This window comes from Pseudoalteromonas luteoviolacea CPMOR-1, assembly GCF_001625685.1.
GTDB classification, from domain to species: domain Bacteria; phylum Pseudomonadota; class Gammaproteobacteria; order Enterobacterales; family Alteromonadaceae; genus Pseudoalteromonas; species Pseudoalteromonas luteoviolacea_K.
In genome coordinates this window covers 73,806-88,535 of the sequence record NZ_AUYC01000031.1, presented here as the reverse complement: position 1 = coordinate 88,535, position 14,730 = coordinate 73,806, and the positions used below count along the sequence as shown (strand labels likewise).

At 40.9% G+C, this 14,730-nt stretch carries 15 protein-coding genes; 9 read left to right on the top strand and 6 right to left on the bottom strand.

All coding sequences use genetic code 11. The annotated features are described in order from the left end of the window. The first annotated feature begins 57 nt into the window (after positions 1-57). A complete protein-coding gene (gene tyrA, locus N473_RS13490) occupies positions 58-1,203 on the top strand; it encodes a bifunctional chorismate mutase/prephenate dehydrogenase (RefSeq protein ID WP_063368402.1) in 1,146 nt (381 codons plus the stop codon). An 83-nt stretch (positions 1,204-1,286) separates the two neighbouring features. Here tyrA and N473_RS13485 read toward each other — a convergent pair whose 3' ends face one another. Continuing rightward, positions 1,287-2,441: a chorismate mutase gene (locus N473_RS13485; RefSeq protein WP_063368367.1), complete on the bottom strand. Its 1,155-nt coding sequence runs from the start codon at positions 2,439-2,441 to the stop codon at positions 1,287-1,289. Between the two features lie 310 nt (positions 2,442-2,751). On the opposite strand from N473_RS13485, the gene N473_RS13480 reads away from it, so the two are divergent. After that, positions 2,752-5,730: an EAL domain-containing protein gene (locus N473_RS13480; protein WP_063368366.1), complete on the top strand. Its 2,979-nt coding sequence runs from the start codon at positions 2,752-2,754 to the stop codon at positions 5,728-5,730. Here the strand turns inward: N473_RS13480 and yciH are convergent. Next, entirely contained in the window at positions 5,727-6,056 is a 330-nt protein-coding gene (gene yciH / locus N473_RS13475) for a stress response translation initiation inhibitor YciH (protein WP_063368365.1), read from the bottom strand. The genes N473_RS13480 and yciH overlap by 4 nt on opposite strands. Before the next feature lie 145 nt (positions 6,057-6,201). Between yciH and N473_RS13470 the strand changes: the two genes are divergently transcribed. The 4 genes from N473_RS13470 (at position 6,202) to N473_RS13455 (ending at position 10,354) form a co-directional block, all read left to right on the top strand. Then, entirely contained in the window at positions 6,202-6,507 is a 306-nt protein-coding gene (locus tag N473_RS13470) for an STAS domain-containing protein (RefSeq protein ID WP_039608683.1), read from the top strand. A 16-nt stretch (positions 6,508-6,523) separates the two neighbouring features. After that, positions 6,524-8,173 carry a SpoIIE family protein phosphatase gene (locus N473_RS13465; protein ID WP_063368364.1) on the top strand — a complete coding sequence of 550 codons (1,650 nt, stop codon included), beginning with the start codon at positions 6,524-6,526 and terminating at the stop codon, positions 8,171-8,173. A 152-nt stretch (positions 8,174-8,325) separates the two neighbouring features. Then, positions 8,326-8,985 (top strand): GAF domain-containing protein, encoded by a 660-nt coding sequence (locus N473_RS13460; RefSeq protein WP_063368363.1) that lies wholly within the window; start codon positions 8,326-8,328, stop codon positions 8,983-8,985. 175 nt (positions 8,986-9,160) lie between these two features. Further along, a complete protein-coding gene (locus N473_RS13455; RefSeq protein WP_039608686.1) occupies positions 9,161-10,354 on the top strand; it encodes an amino acid aminotransferase in 1,194 nt (397 codons plus the stop codon). Between the two features lie 99 nt (positions 10,355-10,453). Here the strand turns inward: N473_RS13455 and N473_RS13450 are convergent, their stop codons facing one another. Then, positions 10,454-10,768: a YebG family protein gene (locus tag N473_RS13450; RefSeq protein ID WP_046354743.1), complete on the bottom strand. Its 315-nt coding sequence runs from the start codon at positions 10,766-10,768 to the stop codon at positions 10,454-10,456. 214 nt (positions 10,769-10,982) lie between these two features. Here N473_RS13450 and N473_RS13445 point away from each other — a divergent pair, with 214 nt between their 5' ends. Further along, positions 10,983-11,294 (top strand): ComEA family DNA-binding protein, encoded by a 312-nt coding sequence (locus N473_RS13445; RefSeq protein WP_081221168.1) that lies wholly within the window; start codon positions 10,983-10,985, stop codon positions 11,292-11,294. Between the two features lie 16 nt (positions 11,295-11,310). On the opposite strand, the gene N473_RS13440 is transcribed toward N473_RS13445, so the two are convergent. Continuing rightward, on the bottom strand, positions 11,311-11,613 hold the full coding sequence (locus tag N473_RS13440; RefSeq protein WP_039608689.1) for a hypothetical protein: 303 nt from the start codon (positions 11,611-11,613) through the stop codon (positions 11,311-11,313). A gap of 13 nt (positions 11,614-11,626) precedes the next feature. Further along, positions 11,627-12,133: a disulfide bond formation protein DsbB gene (gene dsbB / locus N473_RS13435; protein WP_063368362.1), complete on the bottom strand. Its 507-nt coding sequence runs from the start codon at positions 12,131-12,133 to the stop codon at positions 11,627-11,629. A 450-nt stretch (positions 12,134-12,583) separates the two neighbouring features. On the opposite strand from dsbB, the gene fadR reads away from it, so the two are divergent. Both fadR and N473_RS13425 read left to right on the top strand, forming a co-directional pair. Continuing rightward, the gene (gene fadR / locus N473_RS13430; RefSeq protein ID WP_063368361.1) at positions 12,584-13,297 is read left to right on the top strand and encodes a fatty acid metabolism transcriptional regulator FadR; all 714 of its coding nucleotides are present in this window, start codon (positions 12,584-12,586) and stop codon (positions 13,295-13,297) included. Positions 13,298-13,524: 227 nt separating this feature from the next. Further along, a complete protein-coding gene (locus N473_RS13425) occupies positions 13,525-14,130 on the top strand; it encodes a peroxiredoxin C (protein ID WP_023398641.1) in 606 nt (201 codons plus the stop codon). Between the two features lie 193 nt (positions 14,131-14,323). On the opposite strand, the gene N473_RS13420 is transcribed toward N473_RS13425, so the two are convergent. Beyond that, positions 14,324-14,569, bottom strand: a complete 246-nt coding sequence (locus tag N473_RS13420) for a hypothetical protein (protein WP_063368360.1) — start codon at positions 14,567-14,569, stop codon at positions 14,324-14,326. Positions 14,570-14,730: the final 161 nt, after the last annotated feature.

Genomic DNA, 14,730 nt, shown 5'->3' with positions numbered 1-14,730 from the left:
GTTAGACTGGATGTAATTTATTATTTACTGGTGTAAATTAAGGTTTACGGTATGGGGATGAGAGAAAACTTAAGCCTAGATGAGTTGCGTATCCAGATAGATCGTTGTGATAGCGAACTGGTGAGTCTACTCGCTGAGCGAAGGAGGCTGACCGAGCAGGTTGGCCAAATCAAGCAGCAAAAGGGGGCAGCCTTGCATGCACCGGAAAGAGAAGCGGCACTAATTGCCGCTCGCCGTCAGCAAGCTGAGGAAAAAGGCGTTAATCCAGAGTTGGTAGAAGATATTCTGCGTCGAATGATGCGAGAGGCTTATGAAAATCAGCAAAGTAAGTTGGCATGCGCAGCCCCTGACTTGTCCCCGATTGTGATTGTTGGAGGTCAAGGTGCGATGGGTCAGCTGTTTGCCAAACAATTTATACGTTCAGGTTATGAGGTTAAAATACTTGATAAATCTCAGCAGGCTGATGCTCATTCGATTTTGGCGGACGCCAAGTTAGTTCTGGTCAGTGTACCGATAAATACTTTAGAGCAAGTCATAGCCGATTTGCCACCACTCGCTCCAGACTGTATTTTGGCTGACATTACATCTGTAAAGCAGGGGCCATTAAAAAGCCTGCTCAATAAGCATCCTGGCCCCGTGGTTGGATTACACCCTATGTTCGGTCCGGATATTTCACACTGGGTTAAGCAAACGGTGGTTGCATGTCATGGGCGGGATGAATCAGCGTGCGGTGGCTTGCTAAAGCAGTTGCAAATATGGGGGTGCCATATTGTGCCGATGGAAGCGAAAAGGCATGACCAAGCCATGCAAATTATTCAAGTTATGCGCCACTTAACAACGTTTGTATATGGACAGTTTTTAGCGAAACAATGTCATACATTAGAGGAACTGCGCAGCTGCTCCTCACCTATATATCAATTAGAGCTGATGATGGTTGGTCGCTTATTCGCGCAGTCACCTGAATTGTATGCGGATATTATGCTTGCCCAGTTTGAAGATGTCGAAGGGTTACTTGCAAGTTATCAAGATACCTTTGAACAAACACTTCAGAGGTTAAAACAAGGTGATAAGCAAGCCTTGATCGATGGCTTTGACAAAGCACAAACTTATTTCTCTGACAGTGCACATACTTTCTTAGCACAAAGTCGAGGGATATTAAATAAAGCCAACGACGCTAAAGTGTTAGACGAACTTGCTTCGTAAAGCAAAAAAGCGCTATGTAAATAGCGCTTTTTTCATATTTTCAGTCAGTGGTGTACTTGTGCCTTGAGTTCCAGAATGCCGCTTTAAATCGGGTCAACCGCTTTGAGCGACTCACTTTGATAACATCCTAGTATTCTCACCGTTTGGGTATGCTCTTTGAGAGCTTCAAGTGCTTTTTGTACTTGTGGGTCAGCAATGTTTGCTTGAAGGTCAACATAAAACACTTCCTCCCAAGGGTTTCCTGGCACGGGACGTGATTCTAGTTTTGTCATATTGATACTGTTTTCTTTAAATACCATTAATGCATCTGCGAGTGAGCCAACATGTTGTTTGGTTGCCATGATAAGGCTCGTCTTCGTTGGTATTTGAGTCGAGACTTGTAGTGGCTTTCTTGCAACGACAATAAAGCGGCTGTGATTTTCAGCCTGATTAGCCAGTTCACTTTTAATGACTTCTAAGCCTTGAGAGCGTCCCGCTTGTGCTGAGCCTATAGCGGCACTGTGATCACATTCACCAGCAAATTTAATTGCGCTGGAGGTTGAATCGCAGGTTTCATGAATGACATCGGCTAGGCTTTGTAAAAAACGACTACATTGAGCAAATGGCTGGGGATGAGCAAAGATTTTTTTCACATCTTTTAGTTCGATGCCAGGTTTTGCCAGCAAGCAATGTTCAACGCTATGTGTGACCTCTCCAACGATAGACACTTGCGCATGTTGCATTAAATCAAACACTTCATTGATACTACCTGAGCTGGTGTTTTCAATGGGAAGAATGCCAAAATCAGCTTTACCATGTTCAACAGATGTAGTGATCTCTTCAAAAGACTGGCAACCGAGCTCGACCACTTTACCAGGACGGCGGCTAAAGTATTTGTGGCACGCCAATTGGCTATAGGAACCCTGTCCACCTAGGTATGCTACGCGGTGAGTATCATTCACTGCATCTGGGTTTAAGCTCTTTTGCAGAAGTGCCTGTTGATTAAGTACCGAGTCTTCTAGTATGACCTGAAAAACGTTGTTGATGTAAAAAGGATCAAGACCAAGCGATTTTCCATAACTGATTAACTTTTCTAGCAGAGCGAGTTCTCGCTCTTCATCGCGGATAGGTTTGTTATTGTTAATCTTATACTCCAGTACTCCGTGGCTGATCCTTCTGCGTTTTGCCAGTAGCACCAGTAGTTCAGAGTCTATTTCGTTTATCTCTGTTCTCAATGCATTTAAAGTGTCTTGCGTCATGGTCCTCACTCCCATTTTGCCAAAAAAAAAGCCCCCCAGATGTTGGGAGGCTTAGCTATTCGTTTTTACGCGCAAACAGTTAAGCCTCTTCACCTAAAGAAGCTAAAAAAGAAAAAATAGCGGCGCGCAAATAAGTTCATAATCTATTCAATTTGAAATTTCAGTGTTATCAATATTATTAACACAGATATTAAGCCAATTACAACAAGGTATTTTAAATTATACTATAAATGCATTGGCTACGATTTGTGTGATCTGATATATTCAAGTCAATATATGAAAAAAAACATAACAGGGTAAAGAGTTTATCGTGGGCAATCGTCGTCCTCCTTCGCGTTTTGGTGCTAATTCTCTCAGTGTGAAATTATCAATTTTGATTTCCGCGGTGTGTGTCATTGCAGGTGTCTTTGCGGCTGCGTTGATGCTGAAGTCTGAAGAAAAGCACCTAGTTGAAGCCGAGTTTGTCCAATTGCATGACCTTAGTGAGCAGATGCTTCAGCAGTTTTCACAGTATTTAGAGCTCAAGAAGAATCTTGCACAACAGACCAATGTGGTGGTTTCAAAAGTGTTACTGCCTCTGCCTGATTCCTCCATTGACATAGAGCTGCCTTTAACCTCACTTGATGGCAAGGTGCATAGTGTCGCAGCAAATGGAATGTCTGCTGCATACATACTTAAAGATAAATTGTCAGACGCTGAAAAAGCGTTATTTCAAAAGACCGAAAAGCTATGGAACACGCTCTCACCCATTTTACTCCAAGATTTTTTCAATTTTTATCTCTATACCACTGAGAACTTCGTACGCATTGCGCCTCCGAATTCAGTGTTGCTGGATAGCGCGCAAAACAGGCAGGCGAATATCCATGCCCAGCCACTTTTGCGTGAAGAATTAAATCCAACCAGAGAAGCCGTTTGGTCAGACGTTCACCACGACCCGATATGGAATAAGTGGGTTGTCAGTATTCTAGTGCCTTTATATGAAGGCGATGTTTATCGAGGCTTTACAGGCAGTGATTTGGAATTAGAAACGTTATTGTCCCATTTGCCTAAACCTACTAATGAACAGAGTTATATTATTTTTGATAAGCAGGGCAGAATTATATCAGCCCCTAACTTATTAACGCCTACCGAGCACCCTGAATTACAGGCAAAAGATGTATTACCTAAAGCCGTTCAACGTGTTGTTGAGACTGCGCTTAAAGTTAATTTGCCTAGCTATCAGGATGAATTTATTTACGATAAAGCAGGTCATATTGCCAATATTATCCACCTAGGAGAGCTTGATTGGTATGTAGGCATGTATAAACGCAGAGATACGGCTTTGTATGCGCTCGAGGAGCTCAAAGTTAAATTTTTCGGCCTTTTTGTGTTGTATGCTGGCTTCGTGGCGATGTTGCTACACCAAGTAATTTACCACTTAATTTTAAAGCGTATTAATCAGCTGGTTAAAGTTTTAATCAGTTTTGGTCGAGGGCAGTGGGACCATCCTAAGTTAACAGACAGTGACGATGAAATTGGGCTCTTAAATGCGTCATTCAATGATATGAGTGACGATATTAAAAAGTTAGTTAATGGCTTAAACCAACGTATCAGTGAGAAGGAAATAGCTGAAAAAGCGGCTAATCGCCTCTCTAAAGCGGTTGCATTTTCGGGCACCGGTGTGGTGATCACTAATGAACGCTTTAAGATAGAGTACGTCAATCCAAAAATGGTCGAGATGACGGGGTTCCCAGAATCACATTTCTTAGACTCTCCTCTGCTAGGGATTATTTCCAACGAGATGGCCATTTTAATTGATGATATTGACTTTGATTTGAAGAGTCGAAATTACTGGCGTGGAGACACATTGCTGCAAAGCAGTAATAACGACCAAATTTGGGTTAGTTTGAGCATATCGCCAATTCGTGAAAATGGCGGTCGGATTTCAAGCTATGTTGCCTCAGCACAGGATATTTCCTTTGTTAAAGAAAGCCAAAGGAAAATGGAAGAACTTGCATATTTTGACACGTTAACGGGGTTAGCAAATCGCACCTTCTTTCGCATGCAGTTAAGAAAGTCTATGGCGCTGGCGTCTCGTGGTCATTACGCATTTGCACTGTTTTATTTCGACTTGGATGAGTTTAAACGTATTAATGATACACTTGGACATGATGCTGGCGATAGGCTGTTAGTTGAGGTTGCAGATAGGCTCAAGCAAAGGTTAAGAGCAGAGGACACGATTGCTCGGTTAGGGGGAGATGAATTTGCTGTATTGTTAAGCGGGATCAGCACGCGTGATAATGCGATGGATGTGGCACATACGATTCAAAAAACGCTTAGCCAGCCAATTTTATTAGGCAATAATGAAGTGATTGTTAGTGCAAGTATTGGCATTACGCTTGCCCCATTTGATAGCCAAGAAGAAGAGCAGTTACTTAAGCATGCAGATTTGGCAATGTATGAAGCAAAAGCAAAAGGTCGAAATACGTTCCATTTTTATTCACAAGAGCTAAATGCTGCGGCAAATGAGCGGTTACACATTGAAAATGAACTAAGGCAGGCGATAAAAAGCCAGCAATTCTCTTTACAGTATCAACCTCAGATAGATAGTCGAACTGGGAAAATACTGGGCTATGAAGCTTTAATAAGATGGAAGCATCCGACTGAAGGCAATATTCCGCCAACAAAATTTATCCCCATTGCAGAAGCGACAGGTTTAATCGTTGAAATTGGCACCTGGGTATTAAAGGAAGCATGTCGCTTTTCGGCGGTGCTTAAATCTAAAGGGTACACCGCGGATATTGCGATAAACCTCTCGGCCCGCCAATTTAAAGATGCAAATTTAATAGACACTATATCGCAAACATTGAGTGAAGTAGACCTTTCACCTTCCATGTTACATCTCGAGCTGACGGAAAGTATGCTCATGGGTGATGTGGAAGCGGCAATAGAACAACTGAAAGAGATGAAAAAATTAGGCGTCTCTTTGTCTATTGACGACTTTGGTACGGGGTATTCATCCTTAAGTTATTTGAAACGTTTTCCTGTTGATGTACTGAAAGTAGATAGATCATTTGTAAAAGATATTCCGCAAGATACCAACGACATGGAAATAACCGCTGCAATTATTGCCATGGCACAAAAGCTGAGTATGAAAGTGGTTGCTGAAGGGGTCGAAACAGCCGAACAGGTTGCGTTTTTACAGAGAAATAACTGCCATATTGTACAGGGCTACTATTATAGTGCTCCCCTTACTGAGGAAGGGGTGTTTGCTCAAAAGCCAGAGATAATGAAAGCTGCAGGGAGTTAACCCCCTGCGATTTTCACTTTAAACCCTTGTGTGACAAGCAAGCCTTTTAGTTTCTCTCGGTCATCACCTTGAATTTCAATTACGCCTTCTTTGACTGCGCCACCTTGGCCCATTTTACTTTTTAGCTGTTTAGCTAATTTTTTTAGATCGTGCTCAGCAGGATCAATGCCAACGACCAGCATAACGCCTTTTCCTTTTCGACCTTTGGTTTGACGTTCGATACGAATATGACCATCTTTAAAAAGTTTCACTTCTTGCTGTGGCTGTTCGTCTTCTGGTTTAATTCGACCCAGCTCGGTAGAATACACTAAACGACCATCTGACATTGTTCACTCCAAACTAGTTACATTATTTTGGATACTAACAAAAAGTGTTTTATGTCGTTATATTTTTTTGGCGAAATTACGTAATCCGATTATATTTAAAACATAAAGATGGATAACAATACTAAATTTAGAGTAGGAGCTTGCAATGAGCCTGAGCAAAAATGCTTCAGCTGACGGAAAGACTTTAACAATTCAGATTAAAGGGAAGTTTGACTTCAATTTAGTACAATCATTTCGCCAAGCTTATGCTGAAGTGAATGATGAAACCGAGAAAGTCGTTGTTGATTTGCGAGATACAGATTACATGGATAGCTCGGCGCTCGGTATGTTGTTAAATATGAAGAAGACGCTCGGAGATTCGGTGGGCAGCATTCAAATTAGCAATTGCCGGCCACAATTGAAAAAGATATTGCAAATTTCAAGATTTGATAAAAAATTTGAAATTGATTAGCAGAGCTTAATTTAGCATGCTTATTTTAGTGGTTGATGATCAACCCCTCAATTGCAGGTTGCTGACGGCAATGCTTGAGCAGCAGCATTATGATGTATTGGTTGCTAATAACGGTCAAGAGGCGTTGGCACTACTGCATCAGCATGAGGTTGATATTGTCCTGTTAGATGTGATGATGCCAGTAATGAATGGCTTCGAGACCGCACCAAAAATTAAAGAATACGCAGGTGATGTGTATTTACCCATCATTTTTATCACCGCCCTTGAAGACCATGCCAGCTTTGAGAAATGCTTGAGAGTGGGTGGGGATGACTTTATTCACAAGCCTTTTGACAGAATTATTCTCTCAGCAAAGATCCGTGCTCATGCTCGGACCAGAAAGCTGAGTAAAGAAGCTCACGAACAAAAAAAGCAGTTGGAATACCACTACAACCAAACAGAACGAGAGCATGAGATTGTTGAGCATATCTTCCGTAATGCGCTCTCAGGGCAAGAAAGGTTTGATAGACTCTGTGACTTTCACTTGTCTCCGGCATCTATGTTTAATGGTGATATGTTCCTGATGGCAAAAAGCCCTATTGGCGGGTTTTATTGTTTACTAGGCGATTTTACCGGTCATGGCCTTGCAGCAGCGGTTGGCGCGCTGCCTGCATCGAGAATTTTCTATACTATGGTGCAAAAGGGTATGGCTGTCGGTGATATCGCGACGGAGTTGAACAGTTCCCTTTATACTTTATTACCAGGTCATATGTTCTGTGCAGCTGCCATCATTGAACTGAGTTCTTCGGGCAAAAATATTTCTGCTTGGCTTGGAGGACTCCCTGATGTTTATTTGGTCAATGAAGATGGTCGTGTTTTAAAAACTGTGGAGTCTCAACACATGGCTCTGGGGATTTTAGATGACGATGAGTTCGAAAGAACAATTTTACATTTTGAAGTTGATAGAGGTACACGTCTGGTCATGGCAACAGACGGCATCATTGAAAGCGAAGGGCCGGATGGTGAAATGTTTGGTGAAGGGCGGTTTATAGATACGTTGCAAAGCACACCGTCCATTACGACGCAGGATGTAATCGATAATGTGAGAAACTACGCACAGCATGCTGAGCAGCAGGATGATTTAAGTATCGCAATTATCAATTGCTTGCCAGCTGATGCTGAGCAGTCAGGTGAGACACATTATTCTTCTTTACCTTTTGAAGTTGCGGTTTCTTTGGACGCTGAGCAAATGAAAATAACAGATCCAGTTCTGGAAGTGGTGAATGTGCTTAGCAATGTGGAAGGCGTAGATGCGCATCGCTCTAATATATTTCTATTGTTGTCTGAGGCATACAATAACTCTTTGGATCATGGTGTGTTGGGGATCAGTTCAGAGTTAAAAAATCAAGAAGATGGATTCTTGGAATACTACACACAGCGTGCGGATGCATTGTCTAAGCTCACAGAAGCGTCTATTGAAATTGCGGCTTTTTATAGCCCCGAAAAGCGTTCAATTACGTTTGATATCAAAGACTCAGGCAGAGGTTTTTCTCAACCTGAGTTACCAAGTGATAGTGCATTATCTAATGAACATGGGCGGGGTGTTCAGTTGTTGTCAGAAATTGCAGACAGCGTCAGCTACAACCGAATTGGCAACGAAGTTAAATTGGTGTATTCGCTAGATTAGATGCTTATTCTTAATAGCCTCTTTATATTGAAATTCTTTTACAACATTCCCTTTCTTTTATATTCAATAGTAAAAAACATGCGTGTTTCTATAGTCAAAGAGACATTTGCGTGTTAAATTGCTTTTAGATATATAGATGTTTGGATGGCTAAATGATTTCTGCATACTTAGATAAAACACAAACTTCCCTTGACCATACACTTGTTCAATCACAGCTTGATGCATTGGATGCTTATTTAGCATCACATCAAGCTCAAACGATCTGGTCTTATCAAATACCAGAACTCGGCGAGGGGGGAAGTTGTAGTTTGTTTGGTCATTTACAAGAAGCACCATTTGAATTGGAAGCGGTTATAGAGCGAACGCAAGAAAATGACGTTTTATTGTCTAAGCTTCAAACAATTGTCGAGTTTGTGACGAATAAGACCGGTGTAGAGTGGTTCGGTATTTATCAGTCAAGACAAGTTGACGGTGAGCAACAGTTACTTAAGCTTGCGTACAATGGTGCACCTAGTCGTCCATTATTCCCTATCAATGAGCAGTTTGCGGCAACATCCAATAATATTCAAACGGTACTTTCTGAAAAGTCTCGCATTATCAATAATATTCCTGAATATATTGCGCAGGGTGGCGAGTATTATACCTGCGACCCAAAAGTACAAGCGGAGGTTTGCATACCGCTATTAAATGACAAGCTTGATTGTATCGGGATCATTGACGCAGAAGCTTTTAGTAAAGACTTTTTTACTGCTGACAATTTATCTGTACTTGTCGCGGCTTGCATGAAAATAACGCATTACCTTCCCAAGTAACAAGGCTCGTGTTCTTGTTAAATTGTGTTAGTATTATGGCAACTATAACCCCCACAATTGCTACGTAATATTGAGTTAAATATTTAGGTAAATAGAGGCGAGCTTACAATACTGTGAGCGACTTTTCGTCTTTGTGAATTTTGTGCGTATCAGTTTTAATAGGAATAAAATACACATGTTTTCAGAACTAAAACCATTACCAACAGATCCTATTTTGGGCCTAATGGCAGCTTATAAGCAAGACGATAACCCTAACAAAATTGATTTAGGTGTTGGTGTATATAAAGATGAGCAGGGTGCTACGCCAGTTTTAAAAGCGGTTAAAAAAGCAGAAGCATTTCGTTTAGAAAATGAAACAACAAAATCGTATATTGGATTAGCAGGTAATTTAGATTTCTGTACAAAGATGGAGCAGTTGCTATTAAGCGATAGCCATACAACATTACTTGCTAATCGCGTTCGTACGGCACAAACACCAGGTGGTACAGGTTCATTGCGTGTTGCAGCTGAATTCATCAAGCGTTGTAACAAAGATGCGACAGTATGGGTAACTACCCCAACATGGGCAAACCACATTAGTTTGTTTGAAGCGGCTGGCTTAACTGTAAAAGAGTACCCGTACTACGATTATGAAAACAAAGGTCTGCTTTTTGATGAGATGATTGATACATTAAAGCAAGTACCTAAAGGCGATGTTGTTTTAGTGCACGCGTGTTGTCATAACCCGAGTGGTATGGACCTCAATGCAGAGCAATGGCAAATTTTCGCAGATCTTGCTAAAGAAGTAGGCTTCACGCCATTAGTAGATATTGCATATCAGGGCTTCGGTACTAGCTTAGACGAAGACGCAAACGGTCTTCGTTTATTGGCTCAGACAGTAGAAGAGATGATTATCTGTTCTTCATGTTCTAAAAACTTTGGTCTTTACCGTGAACGAATTGGTGCATGTTCAATCATTTCAAAAGACGCAGCGAATGCGGATGTTGCAAACTCAGTATTGCTAAGCGTTGTTCGTAGCATTTATTCAATGCCACCTGCACATGGTGCTGATATTGTAAATACGATTCTATCGAGTGATGAATTAACGCAGCAATGGCATCAAGAGCTTGCTGAGATGCGTGATCGTATTAATGGTCTTCGTAGCCTTGTTAAAGATAGTCTTGAGCAAAGAAATACAGGTCATGACTTCTCTTTCATTGAGCGTCAGCATGGTATGTTCTCTTTCTTAGGTATTAATAAAGCGCAAATTGATCGTCTTCGTGAAGAGTATTCAATTTATATTGTGGGCTCTAGCCGTGTAAATGTTGCGGGCATTAGTCACAGCAATATTGATTATTTTGCAGATGCAGTCGCAGCAGTATTAAAATAATACTCAGTTGATTTAACGCAGACTAAAACGCCGAGCTATATTGATAGCTCGGCGTTTTTGCGTTTTTGGATCGAATAAGTAAGTAAAGAGATAAAAGTGTTATGCTTGCTTAATAGCCGTTACTTTGTCGTCACTGTCTTCCTCAGCTTTCTTTGCTGATTTTTTTGGCTCTTTTTCTGCTGATGGTTTAGTGCCTTTAAGTACAGAGATAAAGTCGTCTTTATATTTTGCCATTTCGAGTGCTAAAGACTCTACTTGTTGCTCGCTAAGTGGTACGTCTACCTTATCAAGCATCCCTTCAAGCGCTTCTGCCACATCCAGCATTTTATCGTAGGCATCCGCCTCTTTTTTGCTAGTAAATGTCATTCGCTCTACTCCATTTCTTTCAACCACATACTTTACTATAACAGCCATAATTACCCCTCCATAAAACACTGTTTTTTTATACAGTAAACTGTATTTGATATTATTGCAACTTATAGTCTCCAATTAGACGATCCATATGAAAAAAATACAATGAAAATATTAGTAGGTATTTTACAAAAGAAGGAGGTAAATCCTATGGTTAGGTAGCTTATTTAAAAATGATAAGCAATTTGAAACTCACGAATTTTTAAGGATAAACTGAATGTCAAAGCATGTATTGAATATTGGATTTCTACTGGTTGTTCTATTGTTTTTTAATGTGGCACAGGCACAGGCACAGGCACAGTCACCGGAGGTCGACAACTTCTCTCAACCTGTTTTTCAGGTCAATGTAAATACAGCAAAAGTTGAAGAGCTAATGAAACTGCCGGGAATAGGCAGAGCAAAAGCGCAAGCAATTATTCGTTCGAGAGAGTTAGAAGGGCTGTTTTTCGATATTCAAGAGTTGGGGAGAGTGAAAGGGATAGGCAAGGGGCTAATAGATAAAATTCAGGCTCATGTCGTGTTAGAGTAAAGAGATGGGGCAGAGCCTAGTTTTGGCTCTGCTTAAATTGTGATAGGGCTTGATTTAAGTTTTTAAGCGCAAACTGCACTTCAATTGGTGCTGTTAGCAATGGATATGCAATACCTGCGACAAGCAATACAGGAAGAAGTGACCAGCCTTCAAAGTAAGCCAATGCCATAAACAGAGGGGTGAGTAAAGCCAGTTTGCATATAGCCAATATGACCTTACTTTTGGCAGATAGCAAAGAAAGTGCTATTGCCTTCACTTGCTGTTTTTCGCGCAGTGATAATGTAGAAAGTTCAGGTATTTGGCTGAGTCTAAAAATCATATTTCTCTCAATGTTACTTCTTAAAAATAATGAGTGGTGCAAATATCAAAAAGCCGATTGCGTAAATAGCAAAGATCACTTCCATCCAACCTGGCATAGATAACCCTGCAAAAGACCAATCTATATTAGAGCAGCTACCAGTCACTGCAAAAAAAGATGGGATCCATTCATGTAAAGGAACTGGGAAGTTTGGCTCAAAGGCACAAGTAAATGCAAAAGGATCTGTGGTCGTTTGCATGTCTAAGTGTTCACGTGCAAGTAGCCACCCCCAAATTGCAGCAATTCCCCAACCTGCCGTAGCTCCTAGCCTAACGAAATAGTTGCTTGTGCCACAAAGGCCTATAAAAGCAGCAATTAACACGCCGAGCATAGCTGTTCTTTGATAGATACACATCACACATGGCTCTAAGCCCATGGCATATTGAAAGTATAGTGCAACGATTTCGAAAGTAAGTGCACTTAAAAACAATAATCCCCAAGCTGTGGTGGAGCGAGAAAACCTCGCAAGTCTATCAAACATGTATATCTCCTTTTTTGTCACTATTATGGCTATGTCGTGCAAAGGCTTCAAGCAATTTGCTCGTTAATATGATCCATACAGAGACTATCTAACCGTTAGGTTGCCTTTTAGTGTGTTTTGAAGGTTATGTTACAAACCCTTCATTAGTCACTATTTTTGAATTTAAGTTCCCAATTTATATCGTATGTTATTTCACCAGCTTGAGAGAGTAATGAAGATAACGTAAGGGGTATTCTTATACCACTAACCAAAAACAATGTGCCTTTATTGTCTTGGCTTTTTTGCTTTAACTCTAATTACTATCCCTTCAATGTACACTTGCGCTTGTTACTTTATATCCATCTGGTACAATCAGTAGATTAACGAGTTGCAGTATCATGCTGCGCCTGCTACCAAGTGTCGCTTGCGCTGAATGTATCTTGCCTTTGGTTGTAATTTAAGTGGTGCAAAATGAGAATTTTTAAAGCCAAGAGCCCAGCGGGATTTGCTGAGGAATATATAGTAGAATCGATCTGGAATGGGGAGTTTCCGCCAGGGTCGATATTGCCGGCTGAGCGTGAACTGTCAGAACTTATCGGTGTGACTCGTACAACCTTAAGGGAAGTATTACAGAGATTGGCACGTGACGGTTGGTTAACGATTCAGCATGGTAAACCGACACGAGTGAATAATTTCTGGGAAACATCGGGTCTAAACATCTTAGAAGCACTCGCGCGACTTGATGAAGATAAAGTCCCTGAGTTAACTGATCAATTATTGTCTGCAAGAACAAACATCAGTGCAATTTATACACGTGCTGCGATTAAGCTAAACGCTGAAAAAGTGATTGAGATTCTGGCGCAATATCAGGAGCTACCTGATACGGCTGAAGCATTTGCAGATTATGATTACCAAGTACATCACCAGCTGGCAATTGCTGGCGGTAACAAAATTTATGTGTTGATTTTAAATGGTTTTAGAGGCCTTTATTCGAAAATCGGCTGCCATTACTTCTCTGAACCAAAAATCCGTAAATTAACCAGAGAATTCTACCGTGACTTAACGGCATTGGCTGAGCAAGGCGACTACGACAGAGCGATTGCGCTTATCCGTAAATATGGTCATCAGTCAAGTGAGCTATGGCAGGTTATTCGTGCCAACATGCCCAATGACATTATGGATTAATGATTTAAAACGCCCCGTAAGGGGCTTTTTTTTGTCTAAATATTGGCCCCATCGAATTTTTAGATTGTACCTATCGGATAATTCGATTGTTATTTTTCCTCAGAGCTGAATAAACTGAGGCAAATTTTTTCAAGGGGTTGTTTTTCGTAAACAGCGCCTCAATAATTAAAATCAAATTACAAAACGATTTGTATATTGGAACTAAACCTAACTATTTGGAGAAAACAATGGGTGTATTAGTTGGCCGTCAGGCTCCTGACTTTACAGCAGCAGCAGTACTAGGTAATGGTGAAATCGTAGATAGCTATAATCTACATGAGCGTATTAAAGGTAAAAAAGCGGTTGTATTCTTTTACCCACTAGACTTCACTTTTGTTTGTCCTTCAGAGCTTATCGCTTTTGACAAGCGTTTCGAAGAATTCCAAAAGCGTGGTGTTGAAGTGATCGGTGTTTCTATCGATTCTCAATTCTCACACAATGCATGGCGTAACACGCCAGTTAACGAAGGCGGTATCGGTCCAGTTAAATATGACCTAGTTGCTGACGTTAAGCACGAAATCTGTCAAGCATACGACGTTGAGCACCCAGAAGCTGGTGTTGCTTTCCGTGGTTCTTTCCTAATCGATTCTGAAGGTAACGTACGTCACCAAGTAGTTAACGATCTACCTCTAGGTCGTAACATCGACGAAATGCTTCGCATGGTTGACGCGCTAGCGTTCCACGAAGAGCACGGTGAAGTATGTCCAGCAGGTTGGACTGAAGGTAAATCAGGTATGGACGCAAGCCCTGAAGGTGTTGCTAAGTTCCTATCTGAAAACGAAGGCGAGCTATAATTAGCACCTGCGTTCATTTTTAAAAACCCGCCTTGTGCGGGTTTTTTATTTTCATAAATTGCCACATCATGAGGGACTCTCCTCGAACCACTTTTGACTGATCATCTTGATGGTCTCTATCGAAAAATATGCCAGCAATAAGCTCACTACTGGCATCGCTAATAAGCTAATTAATGTTACTTCACTAAACATATTAGTTGTCCTTTTTAGCCTGTGCTGTTTCAGGCTGTTCGGTTTCGATGTTCTTATTGGTACGGATCAAACTATCTACAAGTGCCTTTTTAGTGTTTATTTTTAATTCCACTAAACTTGACTGAATATTTTCACTCACTCGACTTTGCACATCACTTAATAAATCACTGCTAATCGAATTCGCGTTAGCTGAAGCTGACAAACCAATAAAAAGGCTAGTTGTAAGTGCTTTAGTAAATAAGTTCATGCTGCTGTTTCCTTTGATTGTTTAGACGTAATAACTATTACAAAGGTTGTGCCAGCTTAGATTTTATTTTTAACCGAATGATATTTATGGAGTTTTAGTTTTATAGAGCGTTGGCCAAAACAGAGGGGTGGTCGATTTGGCCAAGAGGAGTAGTCTAATTA

Excerpts from the sequence above, each read along its gene's own strand:
- tyrA (WP_063368402.1), top strand. The coding sequence starts at position 58 with ATGAGAGAAAACTTAAGCCTAGATGAGTTGCGTATCCAGATAGATCGT.
- N473_RS13485 (WP_063368367.1), bottom strand. The coding sequence starts at position 2,441 with ATGACGCAAGACACTTTAAATGCATTGAGAACAGAGATAAACGAAATA.
- yciH (WP_063368365.1), bottom strand. The coding sequence starts at position 6,056 with ATGTCAGATGGTCGTTTAGTGTATTCTACCGAGCTGGGTCGAATTAAA.
- N473_RS13470 (WP_039608683.1), top strand. The coding sequence starts at position 6,202 with ATGAGCCTGAGCAAAAATGCTTCAGCTGACGGAAAGACTTTAACAATT.
- N473_RS13465 (WP_063368364.1), top strand. The coding sequence starts at position 6,524 with ATGCTTATTTTAGTGGTTGATGATCAACCCCTCAATTGCAGGTTGCTG.
- N473_RS13460 (WP_063368363.1), top strand. The coding sequence starts at position 8,326 with ATGATTTCTGCATACTTAGATAAAACACAAACTTCCCTTGACCATACA.
- N473_RS13455 (WP_039608686.1), top strand. The coding sequence starts at position 9,161 with ATGTTTTCAGAACTAAAACCATTACCAACAGATCCTATTTTGGGCCTA.
- N473_RS13450 (WP_046354743.1), bottom strand. The coding sequence starts at position 10,768 with ATGGCTGTTATAGTAAAGTATGTGGTTGAAAGAAATGGAGTAGAGCGA.
- N473_RS13445 (WP_081221168.1), top strand. The coding sequence starts at position 10,983 with ATGTCAAAGCATGTATTGAATATTGGATTTCTACTGGTTGTTCTATTG.
- N473_RS13440 (WP_039608689.1), bottom strand. The coding sequence starts at position 11,613 with ATGATTTTTAGACTCAGCCAAATACCTGAACTTTCTACATTATCACTG.
- dsbB (WP_063368362.1), bottom strand. The coding sequence starts at position 12,133 with ATGTTTGATAGACTTGCGAGGTTTTCTCGCTCCACCACAGCTTGGGGA.
- fadR (WP_063368361.1), top strand. The coding sequence starts at position 12,584 with ATGAGAATTTTTAAAGCCAAGAGCCCAGCGGGATTTGCTGAGGAATAT.
- N473_RS13425 (WP_023398641.1), top strand. The coding sequence starts at position 13,525 with ATGGGTGTATTAGTTGGCCGTCAGGCTCCTGACTTTACAGCAGCAGCA.
- N473_RS13420 (WP_063368360.1), bottom strand. The coding sequence starts at position 14,569 with ATGAACTTATTTACTAAAGCACTTACAACTAGCCTTTTTATTGGTTTG.